The 12,766-nt window shown below is 67.2% G+C and carries 12 protein-coding genes; 5 read left to right on the forward strand and 7 right to left on the reverse strand.

Annotated elements, in window-relative coordinates; genetic code table 11:
• The first annotated feature begins 13 nt into the window (after window positions 1–13).
• From ftsA to ACSFA8_RS01915, 4 genes are all read left to right on the forward strand, one after another.
• Entirely contained in the window at window positions 14–1,243 is a 1,230-nt protein-coding gene (gene ftsA, locus ACSFA8_RS01900) for a cell division protein FtsA (RefSeq protein ID WP_286541687.1), read from the forward strand.
• Between the two features lie 157 nt (window positions 1,244–1,400).
• Window positions 1,401–2,603, forward strand: coding sequence for a cell division protein FtsZ (gene ftsZ / locus ACSFA8_RS01905; RefSeq protein ID WP_435477829.1), 1,203 nt, complete (start codon window positions 1,401–1,403; stop codon window positions 2,601–2,603).
• A gap of 86 nt (window positions 2,604–2,689) precedes the next feature.
• Window positions 2,690–3,613, forward strand: a complete 924-nt coding sequence (gene lpxC / locus ACSFA8_RS01910; protein ID WP_435477830.1) for a UDP-3-O-acyl-N-acetylglucosamine deacetylase — start codon at window positions 2,690–2,692, stop codon at window positions 3,611–3,613.
• Window positions 3,614–3,625: 12 nt separating this feature from the next.
• Window positions 3,626–3,802, forward strand: coding sequence for a hypothetical protein (locus ACSFA8_RS01915; RefSeq protein ID WP_286541690.1), 177 nt, complete (start codon window positions 3,626–3,628; stop codon window positions 3,800–3,802).
• Between the two features lie 464 nt (window positions 3,803–4,266).
• On the opposite strand, the gene ruvC is transcribed toward ACSFA8_RS01915, so the two are convergent.
• The 7 genes from ruvC to ACSFA8_RS01950 all read right to left on the reverse strand — a co-directional run bounded on the left by ruvC (window position 4,267) and on the right by ACSFA8_RS01950 (window position 11,268).
• Window positions 4,267–4,815 (reverse strand): crossover junction endodeoxyribonuclease RuvC, encoded by a 549-nt coding sequence (gene ruvC / locus ACSFA8_RS01920; protein ID WP_435477831.1) that lies wholly within the window; start codon window positions 4,813–4,815, stop codon window positions 4,267–4,269.
• A 120-nt stretch (window positions 4,816–4,935) separates the two neighbouring features.
• A complete protein-coding gene (locus ACSFA8_RS01925) occupies window positions 4,936–5,970 on the reverse strand; it encodes a phosphatidate cytidylyltransferase (RefSeq protein WP_435477832.1) in 1,035 nt (344 codons plus the stop codon).
• A gap of 12 nt (window positions 5,971–5,982) precedes the next feature.
• Window positions 5,983–6,726, reverse strand: a complete 744-nt coding sequence (locus ACSFA8_RS01930; protein ID WP_435477833.1) for a lysophospholipid acyltransferase family protein — start codon at window positions 6,724–6,726, stop codon at window positions 5,983–5,985.
• Between the two features lie 25 nt (window positions 6,727–6,751).
• Entirely contained in the window at window positions 6,752–7,501 is a 750-nt protein-coding gene (gene mtgA / locus ACSFA8_RS01935; RefSeq protein WP_435477834.1) for a monofunctional biosynthetic peptidoglycan transglycosylase, read from the reverse strand.
• A gap of 5 nt (window positions 7,502–7,506) precedes the next feature.
• The gene (gene aroE / locus ACSFA8_RS01940; RefSeq protein ID WP_435477835.1) at window positions 7,507–8,346 is read right to left on the reverse strand and encodes a shikimate dehydrogenase; all 840 of its coding nucleotides are present in this window, start codon (window positions 8,344–8,346) and stop codon (window positions 7,507–7,509) included.
• Window positions 8,347–8,353: 7 nt separating this feature from the next.
• Window positions 8,354–9,208, reverse strand: coding sequence for an energy transducer TonB (locus tag ACSFA8_RS01945; RefSeq protein WP_435477836.1), 855 nt, complete (start codon window positions 9,206–9,208; stop codon window positions 8,354–8,356).
• A complete protein-coding gene (locus ACSFA8_RS01950; protein WP_435477837.1) occupies window positions 9,205–11,268 on the reverse strand; it encodes a ribonuclease catalytic domain-containing protein in 2,064 nt (687 codons plus the stop codon). Before ACSFA8_RS01950 ends, ACSFA8_RS01945 begins: the two co-directional genes overlap by 4 nt.
• 163 nt (window positions 11,269–11,431) lie before the next feature.
• Here ACSFA8_RS01950 and ACSFA8_RS01955 point away from each other — a divergent pair, with 163 nt between their 5' ends.
• Window positions 11,432–12,748, forward strand: a complete 1,317-nt coding sequence (locus ACSFA8_RS01955) for a sulfatase family protein (protein WP_435477838.1) — start codon at window positions 11,432–11,434, stop codon at window positions 12,746–12,748.
• The last annotated feature ends 18 nt before the right edge of the window (window positions 12,749–12,766 follow it).

Consider the following 12,766-nt stretch of genomic DNA (forward strand, 5'->3'; position numbering starts at 1 on the left):
CCGAGGAAATTCCATGCCCAAAGAATACAAAGACCTCGTCGTTGGCCTCGACATCGGTACCGCCAAGGTGATGGTGGTGGTGGCCGAAGTACTGCCCAACGGCGAACTCAAGCTGGCCGGTCTCGGCATCGCACCAAGCAACGGGCTCAAGCGCGGCGTGGTGGTGAACATCGACGCCACCGTCCAGAGCATCCAGCAGGCGCTGAAAGAAGCGGAGCTGATGGCCGACTGCAAGATCGGCCGCGTCTACACCGGCATCACCGGCAGCCACATCCGCGGCATCAATTCGAGCGGCATGGTGGCGGTGAAGGACAAGGAAGTGACGGCGGCCGACGTAGCCCGCGTGGTCGAGACGGCACGCGCTATCAACATCTCGAGCGACCAGCGCCTGCTGCTGGTCGAGCCGCAGGAGTTCGTGATCGACGGGCAGGACGTGAAAGAGCCGATCGGGATGAGCGGCATGCGGCTCGAAGCCAAGGTGCACATCGTGACCGGCGCCCAGAGCGCGGCCGAGAACATCATCAAGTGCGTGCGCCGCTGCGGGCTCGAGGTGGATCAGCTGATGCTGAACCCGCTGGCCTCGGCCCAGGCGGTGCTGAGTGAGGACGAGCGCGAGCTCGGCGTGTGCCTGGTCGACATCGGCGCCGGCACCACCGACGTGGCGATCTTCACCAACGGCGCGATCCGCCACACCGCCGTGATCCCGATCGCTGGTGACCTGATCACCAGCGACATCGCGATGGCGCTGCGCACGCCGACCAAGGACGCCGAAGACATCAAGGTCGAGAACGGGTTTGCCAAGCAGCTGCTGGCCGACCCGGACACGCAGGTGGAAGTGCCGGGCCTCGGCGACCGCGGGCCCCGCATGCTGAGCAGGCAGGCACTGGCCGGCGTGATCGAGCCGCGCATCGAGGAGATCTTTTCGCTCGTGCAGCAAGTGGTGCGCGAGTCGGGCTACGAGGAAGTGCTGTCTTCGGGCATCGTGCTGACCGGTGGCAGCGCGGTCATGCCCGGCATGGTCGAGCTCGGCGAGGACATCTTCCTGAAGCCGGTTCGGCGCGGTATTCCGAAGTATTCGAGCGCGTTGTCCGACATGGTCGCGCAACCGCGCGCCGCCACAGTGATGGGCTTGCTCGAAGAGGCGCGCTTTGCCCGCATGCGCGGCTTCAAGGTGGCGCAGAAGAACGGTTCTGTAAAGACCGCGTTCGGGCGCTTCAAGGACTTCATCGTGGGGAACTTCTGATCATGGACTTCTACCCACTGTGGCTGGCCCGCAGCAGTCCTCAACGGCATTTCAATGAGCGATGGCGGCGCACCGGCCCACCTTCGTGATGCAACACCGGTGACGCTAAAAAATTCATTCATACACAAACGGCAACTGCAAATTCAAGGAGCTAAAAATGGCCATCGAAATGATCGAAGTAGAAGAGTTCAATCAGGGCACGCAGATCAAGGTGATCGGCGTCGGCGGCGGCGGCGGCAATGCGGTCGCGCACATGATCGAACGTGGCGTGCAGGGCGTTCAGTTCGCCTGCGCCAACACCGATGCGCAGGCGCTGTCGCGCAGCAACGCACCGAAGCTGATCCAACTCGGCAGCAACGGCCTCGGCGCCGGCGGCAAACCCGACAAGGGCCGTGACGCAGCCGAGGCGGCGGTCGACGAGATCCGCGCGGCCATCGACGGCGCGCACATGCTGTTCATCACGGCTGGCATGGGCGGCGGCACCGGCACCGGCGCCGCACCCGTCATTGCGCGCATTGCCAAGGAAATGGGCATCCTGACCGTGGGCGTGGTCACCAAGCCATTCGACTGGGAAGGCGGCAAGCGCATGAGCAATGCCGATTGCGGCCTGGCCGAACTCGAAGCCAACGTCGACTCGCTGATCGTGATCCTCAACGAGAAGCTGCTCGAAGTGCTGGGCGACGACGTCACGCAGGCCGAAGCCTTCGCCCATGCGAACGACGTGCTGAAGAACGCCGTCGGCGGCATCTCGGAAATCATCAACGAGTACGGCGGCGTGAACGTCGACTTCGAAGACGTCCGCACCGTGATGGGCGAACCCGGCAAGGCCATGATGGGCACGGCGGCTGCCAGCGGTCCGGATCGCGCACGCATCGCGGCTGAACAGGCCGTGGCCTGCCCGCTGCTCGAAGGCATCGACCTGTCGGGTGCCAAGGGCGTGCTGGTGCTGGTCACCGCATCGAAGGGTTCGCTGAAGCTGGCCGAATCCAAGCTCGCGATGACGACGATCCGTGAGTTCGCGGCGCCCGACGCGCACGTGATCTACGGTGCGGCCTACGACGAGAGCCTTGGCGACGAGATGCGCGTCACGGTGGTCGCTACCGGCCTGTCGCGCCAGGATGCCCGCCGCCAGGCCCCGACTTTGGAAGTGATCCGCACCGGCACCGACAACATCCCGTACCACGTGCCGACCCTTGGGGGCAACGGCCATGCCGGCAGCCAGCCCAACTACGAGGGCATGGCAGTGCCCAGCGTGTGGCGCACCAACCGCACGATGGCCGCGGCCAAGGTGGATGCGCTGTCCTCGGGCGGCATGGACGACTTCGAGATCCCGGCCTTCCTGCGCAGGCAGGCAGACTGACCGTTGCAGGGGCAACGGCTGTGACTATCGCGGACATAGCGAGGCGCGCGGTGCGCCATTCGCCTCGCGCTCCTAAAATCACCGCCGTGCTGCAACAACGAACTCTCAAGGCCATCACGCGCGCGGTCGGCGTGGGGCTGCACAGCGGGCAACGCGTGGAACTCACGCTGCGCCCGGCACCCGTCGATTCGGGCATCGTGTTCCGCCGCGTCGACCTGCCCGAGCCGGTCGAGATCGCGATGACGCCCGAGGCCGTGACCGACACGCGCCTGGCCTCGACCGTGTCGTCGGGCGGCGCCAAGGTGCAGACCATCGAACATCTGATGTCGGCCTGCGCCGGTCTCGGCATCGACAACCTGCGCATCGACATCACGGCCGACGAGGTGCCGATCCTCGACGGCTCGGCATCGTCGTTCGTGTTCCTGCTGCAGAGCGCGGGCATCGCGTTGCAACAGGCGCCGCGCCGTTTCATCAAGGTGACGCGCCCGGTCGAGGTGCGCGAGGGCGAAGGCGCCGACGTGAAGTGGGCGCGGCTCGATCCGTACCACGGTTACAAGCTCAGCTTCGAAATCGATTTCGACCACCGCGTGGTCAATTCGACTGGCCAGCGCGTCGAGTTCGATCTCGGCAGCGGCTCCTACAGCCGCGACATCGCGCGTGCGCGCACCTTCGGCTTCACCAAGGAAGTCGAGTACATGCGCAGCAAGGGCCTGGCCCTCGGTGGCGGGCTCGACAACGCGATCGTGATGGACGACACCAAGGTGCTCAATGCCGGCGGCCTGCGATACGACGACGAGTTCGTCAAGCACAAGATCCTCGATGCCATGGGCGATCTCTATGTGGTCGGTCGGCCGCTGCTGGCGGCGTACAGCGCGTTTCGTTCGGGCCATGCGCTCAACAACAAGCTGCTGCGTGCGCTGATGGCGCAACCCGAGACGTGGGAGGTCGTGACCTTCGACGACGAGAAGCGCGCGCCGATCGGTTTCGCCGAAGTCGCACGCGCCTGGTAGGCCGCCCCACCGATGCTGCTGTTCCGCTGGGCCATCCTGCTTTTGCTGTTGGTGGCCGGCGTGTCGTTCGCGTTCTATGCGGGCACCGGGCAGATCAAGTACCGGCGCTTCGGCTGGATCGTGCTCAAGTGGACGCTGCTCGCGGCGTTCGGTTTCTTCGCGGTGCTCATCGCGGAGCGCATCGCCTAGCAGCGTTCCGGCAGAAAGCGTCCGCGGGGCACAACTGCGGGCTGCGCTGTGGGACCGTGGGCGCAAGGCGCAGGCCGCTGGCGGCGGGTGGCCCCTTCCGCGAATGTCCCCCGGCCTGCGGCCTCCTCCTTTATTTCGCTGCAGGGGCCACCCACCGCCATCGGCCTTGGGCACGCTCTGCTTGTTCAGCGCGAAACGGTCACGCGGCTACCAGGATCAGGGCGGTGGGGCACGCTGCGCAGCGAAATAAAGGGGGAGGCGCCGGCCGAAGGCCGGTGCCGGAGGACATTCGCGGAGCAGCGTGCCCCGCCGCCCTGATCCCGCCCCGGAACCTCCGCGCCGCGATCCCGCGCCGGAACCCGGTGCCCCGATCCCGCGCCGGAACCCGGTGCCATGATCCCGCCCAGCACCTCTGCGCCCAGATCAAACGTCGGGACTCGGTGAATGCAAGACCGTATGAGCCGTCAGCGCGTGCGGCCCTGCCTGTACATGCCGCTGCTCGCCCGCGCGAGCGTGGCCGCTTCGGCTAGCCGTGCCATGGACCGGCCGACCTGCGCATGGGTGATCGCAATGCCCAGTGCGTCGGCTGCGTCGCTGCCCGGCACGCCCGGCAACGACAGCAAGCGCTTCACCATCTCCTGCACCTGCGCCTTGGCCGCCTGGCCGTGGCCGGCCACGGCCTGTTTCATCTGCAGCGCGGTGTATTCGGCAACGCTGAGCTTGCTCGTCACCAGCGCTGTGATGCAGGCACCGCGCGCCTGGCCCAGCAGCAGCGTCGACTGGGGGTTGACGTTGACGAACACGATCTCGATCGCGGCCGCATCGGGCTGGTAACGCGCGCAGACCTCGTTGATCCCGTCGAACAGCACCTTGAGCCGCGCCGGCAGGTCGCCTCGCGCCAGGTGCTTGGTGCTGATGGTGCCGCTCGCCACATAGCGCAGCGCATGGCCGTCCGCGTCGACCACGCCGAAGCCGGTGGTCTGCAGCCCCGGATCGATGCCAAGGATGCGCATATCAAGTACCTCCCATTTCAGGAATACCGCGGAACCGGCTTCGCCGGGCCGCTGGTATTGCCCCCTGCAAGGGGGTTGGCGCAGCGACACGAAGTGCGCGAAGCCTGGGGGTGTGCGGATTCATACGCCGAAGTACCAGCGCACCGAATGGAAGAAGATCGGCGCGGCGAAGCACAGCGCATCGACGCGGTCGAGCAGGCCGTTGGCGCCCGTCACGCCGACACCCTTCTGGCCCCAGTTCGGAATCCCACGATCGCGCTTGAGCGCCTTCATCACCAGATGTCCCATTGAGCCGGCGACGCACGCGATCAGCGCCATCGCGAGCGCCTGGTCGAACCGGAACGGTGTGATGAACGACATCAGCGCGCCGACCACGCTCGCGATCGCCATGCCGATGCCCCAGCTCGCCCAGTTGAAGCTCCGGCTCACATTGGGCGCGAAGGGTTCGCGCGCCAGCCAGCGTTGCAGCGGCGGGCGACCCTCGGCCGCCGAATAGGTGAAGCGGCGCCCGATCAGGTGCTGCACCACCATGCAGGTCTGCACCACGAACACCAGGAAGAACACGAGAAATGCGCTCTTGCCTTCATAGCCGGGGAACGACAGCAGCAACAGCGCCGGCACATGGCTCATGCCGTAGACGCAGACCATGATGCCCCACTGCAGCTTGGCATTGCGCTCGAGAAACTGGCTCGGGTCGTTGGCCAGTGCGCTGACCACCGGAATCGCGATGAACACGTAGACCGGGATGAACACGGTGAACAGATCGAAGCGCGCGGTGCCGACCAGGATGAACTGGATCGGCAGCACCACGAAGAACGCGAGGATCAGGCTGCGGTGGTCGCCGCGGCGCGTGGGCGAGAGCGTGATGAACTCGCGCAGCGCCAGGAAGGCGATCAGCCCGAACAGCAGGGTGGCCACGGTTTCGCCGAGCGCCCAGCCGATCCAGAAAATGACCACCATGAACCAGCTGGTGCGCAGCAGGTTGCGGAAGTCCTGCAGTTCGCGCTGCCAGGCTTCGTTGTGGGCGGCATTGCGGCGCTCGCGAAAGCCGACCAGCAAGGTCACCACGCTCACGATGGTGAGCAGGCCAAACACGATCACAAACAGGGCCGCGACCTGCTGGGTCGGCGTGAGGCTGCGCAGGAACTGGTTCATTGCAGAGGGTCTTCAGACATCGCGCAGCGCGATCACCGCGGCACGCGCGCGGTCGAGAAAAGGCCGGCGCTCTTCGCCCGCCTCGACCTTCAGCGGCGCACCGAAGGTCACCGAGCAGAGGATCGGCACCGGCACCACTTCACCCTTGGGCATCACGCGCTGGATGTTGTCGATCCAGGCCGGCACCAGCACGACATCCGGGAACAGCGTTGCCAGCGTGTAGAGGCCCGACTTGAACTTCTGCGGCTCGCCGGCATGGCCGCGCGTGCCTTCGGGAAAGATGATGATCGAATCGCCGCTGGTCAGCGCCTCGATCAGCGGCGCGAGTGGATCGGGGCCTTCGGGTGCCGGCGGCGGGGCTGTTTCGACCGCAGGTTCGGGCGCCACCAGCGGCAACTGTGCCGGCGCCGCAGGTTCCATCGAGGGCTCGATCCGCTCTGCAGGCGCGGCGGGCACGGCAGGTGCGGCCGGCGGCGCATTGCCGCGCTCCACATACACCGCGTTGAACACCTCGGTCGTGATCCAGCGTTTGAACGGCGTGTTGGCCCAGTAGTCGCGCGCCGCGATGGGCCGCGTGATGCTGCGCAGTTCTTCAGGCAGCGCGGCCCAGATCATCACGAGATCGGCATGGCTCTGGTGGTTGGCGAAGTAGATGCGCTGCTCGGCCTTGGGCGGGCAGCCGTACCAGCGTGCCTGGGCCCCGGTGAGGAGGCGCACCACGCCGAGCAACATCCACCCTACGAGCTTTGCCAACATAGCCCGATGATACGGGCCGGCTCTTTCAGGGCAGCTCGGCCGACGGCATGCGCGCCACGATGGTGGCGGCCCGGCCGATGATGTAGGGCGAGGTCGGCCGGCGCTCGAAGAACTTGGGGCTGGGCAGCATCACCGCCAGCCGCGCGGCCTCGCTCGGATTGAGGCGCGCGGCCGGCTTCTTGAAGTAGTGCTGCGCTGCGGCCTCGGCACCGAAGATGCCCTCGCCCCATTCCACGCTGTTGAGGTAGATCTCCAGAATGCGGCGCTTGTCGAGCAGCACCTCGAGCATCGTCGCGAGCACCAGCTCCTGGCCCTTGCGCAGCAAGGTGCGTTCGCTGGACAGCAGCAGGTTCTTGGCCAACTGCTGCGTGATGGTCGAGCCGCCGCGCAGGCGGGGCGGGCGTGCCGGCTTGCCACTGGCAGCGGCCCTGGCTGCACGGCGCGCGGCAATCTCTTCCGCCTTGGCGTTGCGCTGGCGCGCTTTCTCGACCGCTTCCCATTCGACGCCCTGGTGGTAGAGGAACTCGCCGTCTTCGCTCGCGATCACGGCGCGCTTCAGCGTGTCGGAAATCTGGTCGTAGGGCACCCACCGCTGCCGCCAGTCGCGCTCGGCATTGGCCCGGCCCCGGGTTGCGATCTGCCAGGCTTCGGAGCGCTGGAAGGTGGTCGATTGCGGGTCGATCACCGTCATGGCGGCGATGCGCGCAATGAAGAAGAGTTCGAGCGCGAGTCCTGCGGCCAGCAGGCACAGCACCCAGCGAAACAGCGCACGCATTCCCGTCAGCGCGCGACCAACGTGCGCAACTCGGCCAGCACCTGGGCTGAGGGCGGGCGCACGCCGCGCCAGATCTCGAACGCCTCGGCCGCCTGCTCGAGAAGCATCCCGAGTCCGTCGCGCGGCACCGCGCCGTTTTCATTCGCCCAGGTCATGAAGCCGGCCGCGGCCGGCCCGTACATCATGTCGATCGCGAGCGCTCCGGGCTTCAGCACGCTGGCCGCCACCGGCACTGCGCCGCCAGCCAGGCTCGATGCGGTGGCGTTGACGACCACATCGAACGTGCCGTTCACGGTATCGAGCTGCTGCGCTTCGATCTCGGCATGGTGTCGCAGCGCGAGCGCGGCATGGCGCTGCACCAGCGACACCGCCTTGGCCAGCGTGCGATTCGCCACCACCACCCGGCGCGCGCCCGCATCGAGCAGCGGGCCCAGCACGCCGGCGGCGGCGCCGCCCGCGCCGATCAACAGCACATCGCGCCCCTGCAGCGCGACACCGGCGTTCAGCAGGATGTCGTTCACCAGGCCGATACCGTCGGTGTTGTCGCCATGCACGCCGTCATCGCGAAAGGCCAGCAGGTTGACGGCCTGCGCGAGCGCGGCGCGCTCGCTCACATGCTGCGCGGCGGCGGCTGCGTCGAACTTGAACGGCACCGTGATGTTGCAGCCCCGCGCCGCGCCGGCCGGGTCGGCGCGGAACGCGGCCACCGCATCGGCAAAACCGCCGTGCGGCACCAGGCGCCGGCCGTAGTCCAGCGTTTCGCCGGTGAGTTCGGCAAAACGCGCATGAATCCAGGGCGACCGGCTGTGCTCGATCGGGTTGCCCATCACGCAGTACAAGTCCATGGCTTTCTCAGGGTGCGGAGGGGCTTGCCTCGAGCGTCTCGTCACGCGTGAACCGGAAGCGAGAGGGCAGCACGATCTGGTCGGTCTGGCGCCGCATCGCGTCAGTGAACTTGCCGAAGTTGCCGATGCTGCGCACGATCGCCTGGGCGCGCCGGTCGAGCAGGAGGTTGCCCGAGCTTTCGACGATGTCGGCGCCGATCACGCTACCGTCGTGGTTGATCGTCACCAGCATCGTCAGCGCGCCATAGAGCTTCTTGCCGGCCGCTTCGGGGAAGTGCTCGGTGCCGCGCGCCTCGATGCGGCGCCGCAGGGTGTCGACATAGATGGCATAGGCAGCCTCGCGCGTGGCCGGGCTCACGTAGCGCTTCTTGGGCCGCGCGTTCTCTTCGTTCACGCGCTTCTCGATTTCGGCCAGCACTTCGACCAGCTGGCGCCGCTTTTCCTCGCGCGCGTTGTTCTCGGTCGGGTCGCCCTGGTTGCGCGGGTCGGGCAACGGCATCGCCGCGAGCTGCTGCTTGATCTGCGCGAGCAGCAGCTGCTGCTGCGCCTGCATCGACTCGACCTGGCGCTGGGCGTCTTCCGACGCGTCGCCCATGGTGGTGAAGGCCGAAGGGGGCAGCGGGCTGGTGGCACGGCCGCGGTCGAGATCGCCGCCGCCGGCCAGTGACTTCTGCGCGATCGCCTGCGCCTTGTCGGGCTTCTCGTTGGTCGAGGCGTTGACGAGAATGACCTCGAGTGCCGTTTCCTGGAACACGCGGTCGAAGGCCTCGGGGTTGGCGAAGCGCACCCCCAGCAACACGCCGTGCGCCAGGATCGACGCCCCGAGCGCGATCTGCAGGACGCTGAAGTCGCGCAGGTTCATGCGGGCACGTTGTCCGTGGTGGCCTCGCTGTCGGCCAGATCGACAGCAATGGCGATGGGGCCCGCGACTTCTTCTTCCTCGTCGTCGCTGCGGTCGTCTTCACTCGCAGCCGCCGCATCGGGCGCGCTGTCGAGCCTTGCCAGCACCGTGCCGTGCACGTCGAGCGCGATCTCGTCGATGGCGCCGAGCTTCACGCGCAGGTGGGCACCGCGCTCCTGCGCGCCCGCTACCGGAAACACCAGCGGCAGCCCGTCGGCACGCACCAGCGCGCCGTTCGGCAGGTCTTTCATCACGGTCGCGTCGAGCTCGGTGATGCCCTGCTGCTGCAGGTATTTAAGCGTCCAGAAGCGCTCCATGCCGGCCTGGTAGCCGTTGTAGGTGCTGTAGGCGGCGTCGAAGCCCGAGAGGATCGAGAACAGGTCGGCGTCCTTGGGCTTGAACGGCGCGGCCAACGCGGCGGTCTTGCCATGGCGCACGGCCGCGATGATCTGCCACTGGTTGACCAGGTCGGTGTAGCGGCGCAGCGGCGAGGTGCTCCACGCGTAGCTCTTGACGCCGATGCCGGCATGCGGCGCCGGCCGGGTACCCATGCGCACCTTGACGCCGGGCGCGAGGCTGGCCTGGCTGCGGTAGAGGCCGGGCACGCCGAACTCGCCGAGCCAGCTGCCCCAGGTGCTGTTGGCCAGGATCATCGCCTCGGCCACGATCAGGTCGAGCGGTGCGCCGCGTCGTCGCGTCGTGATCTGCACCTGCTCGTCGCCGGTCGGCTCGCCCGTGTTGCCTTCGAGGCGGAAGTTGTAGTCGGGCCGGTTGAAGTTCTCGGGCTTGCCGCGCACCACTTCGCGCTGCGCCTTGAGGCTGCGCGCGAGGCGGAACAGGAACGACAGCGGGTCGCGCAGCGCGGTGACCGTGGCCGGCGCGTCGCCGTTCGGCGTCGCCGCATCGGTCAGCCATTCTTCGCTGACAAAGGCGTCGAGCTGGTCGTGCCGCAGGTTCGCAACGATCGGCACGCGCTCCAGCCTGGTTTCGGTGCCCTTCAGCGCGAGCGAGACTTCGTCGAAGCTCGCGTAGAGCGACACGGCCGGGCAGTCGCGGCCTTCCTGCAGCGTGTAGCTCGCCACGATGTCGTCGGGCAGCATCGTGATCTTGTAGCCCGGCATGTAGACAGTCGACATGCGCTGGCGCGCGACCTGGTCGATTGCACTGCCCGGCACCAGCGCGAGGCCCGGTGCGGCGATGTGGATGCCGACCGTCACGGTGCCGGTGCCGAGGCCCTGCACCGAGAGTGCATCGTCGATTTCGGTGGTTTGCGAGTCGTCGATAGAGAACGCCTGCACGCCTTCGGCCAGTGGCAGTGCGTCGGTGATGGCCGGGGCCTGCAGGGCCGGGAAGGCGGTGCCCTTCGGAAAGTTCTCGAACAGAAAACGCTTCCAGTGGAACTGGTAGGCGGAATCGATGGCGCCGGCGCGCTCCAGCAGTTCGAGCGGCGGGCGCTGCGAAGCACGCGAGGCCTCGACCACGGCGCGGTACTCGGGCGCATTCTTGTCGGGCTTGAACAGGATCTTGTAGAGCTGTTCGCGCACTGGCGCCGGGCACACGCCGGCGGCCAGTTCGGTTGCCCATTCGGCGATCTGCGCCAGCACGAGCTTCTTTTTCTCGATCGCGGCGAGTGCCTGCTGCACGATCTCGGCAGGCGCCTTCTTGAAGCGGCCCTTGCCGGCGCGGCGAAAGTAATGCGGCGCCTCGAACAGGCCGAACAGCGCGGCGGCCTGCTGCGCCAGCGTGGGCTTGGCCTGGAAATACTCGGCGGCCAGGTCGGCAAAGCCGAATTCGCCCTCGGGGGCAAACTCCCAGGCCAGGTCGAGATCCATCGTGGCAGCCAGCGCGCGCGCGTCGGCGATGAGTTCGGGCGGGCCCGGTTTCTCGAAGCGCAGCACGATGTTGGCCACCTTGACCTTGAGACGCTTGCCGGTCTCGAGCTCGACCTGGGCCGAGGCTTCGGCTTCCGACAGCACGCGGCCGCCAAGGTATTTGCCGGCTTCTTCAAACAATACAAACATGGGCAAGATTGTCCCATGCGGGGAAGGCGGGGCAGGGGGATTGATGGCCGGCCGGCCACCGGGATGCCCGCGGTCAGCCCGCTGTACAGTTGATTAGAACAATCGTTGTCGAATACTTGGAGTCGGCGGGAGAGCGACCCAACCGCACGCTCTGCCCAATCCCATGAAACGCCCCAACATCATCTTCATCGTGGCCGACGACCTCGGCTTTGCCGATCTCGGCTGCTATGGCGGGCGCGACGCCGAATTCGGCGCCGTGTCGCCGGTGCTCGACGGCCTGGCTGCGCGCGGCATGCGCTTCACCGAGGGCTATTCGAACTCTCCGGTCTGCTCACCGACCCGTTTCGCGCTGATGACCGCGCGCTACCAGTACCGCCTGCGCGGCGCGGCCGAGGAACCCATCAACAGCAAGAGCCGCGGCAGCGCAACCCTCGGCCTGCCGCCTGAACACCCCACCTTGCCATCGCTGCTGCGCGGCGGGGGCTACCGCACGGCGCTGATCGGCAAGTGGCATCTGGGCTACCCGCCGGCGTTCGGCCCACTGCGCTCGGGCTACGAGGAGTTCTTCGGGCCGCTGTCGGGCGGCGTCGACTACTTCACGCACTGCGATTCGCGCGGCACGCACGACCTTTGGTCAGGCGAAGAAGAGAAAGCCGAGCACGGCTACCTCACCGATCTGTTCTCGCAACGCGCGGTGGCCTACATCGAACGAATGGGCGAAGAGGCGCAGCCGTTCTTCTTGAGCCTGCACTACACCGCACCGCACTGGCCCTGGGAGACGCGCGACGACGCCGGCGTGGCGCCGCAGGTGGCCGACAACCTGTTCCACCTCGACGGCGGCAACATCGAAACCTACCGCCGCATGATCCACCACATGGACGAGGGCATCGGCTGGATCATGGCGGCGCTCGAAAAGCAGGGCATCGCCGACAACACGCTGGTGGTCTTCACCAGCGACAACGGCGGCGAGCGCTTCTCCGACAACTGGCCGCTGGTCGGCGGCAAGATGGATCTGACCGAAGGCGGCATCCGGGTGCCCTGGATCGCGCACTGGCCCGCCGCCATCTCGCCCGGCGGCGAGAGCACCCAACACTGCATGACGATGGACTGGTCAGCCACCATGCTCGATGTGGCCGGCGTGCCAGCCGACCCCGCATTTCCGTTCGATGGGGTGTCCCTGCTGCCGGTGCTGCGCGACCCGGCGGCGCAATTTGCCCGCCCGCTGCACTGGCGCATGAACCACCGCGACCAGCGCGCCCTGCGCGATGGCGACTGGAAGTATCTGCGGGTCGACGGCAACGACTACCTGTTCAACATCCCGGCCGACGAGCGCGAGCGGGCCAACCGCGCCAAACGGGAGCCCGAACGCCTGGCCACCATGCGCGCTGCGTGGGAGGCCTGGAACGCCACGATGCCGCCCATCCCCGACGATGCAACCGTGAGCCTGGGCTATTCGGCCAAGGACATGCCGCAGCGCTGACGGTTACCACGCGCGCCC

This window comes from Variovorax nitratireducens (assembly GCF_051216545.1).
GTDB lineage: Bacteria > Pseudomonadota > Gammaproteobacteria > Burkholderiales > Burkholderiaceae_C > Variovorax.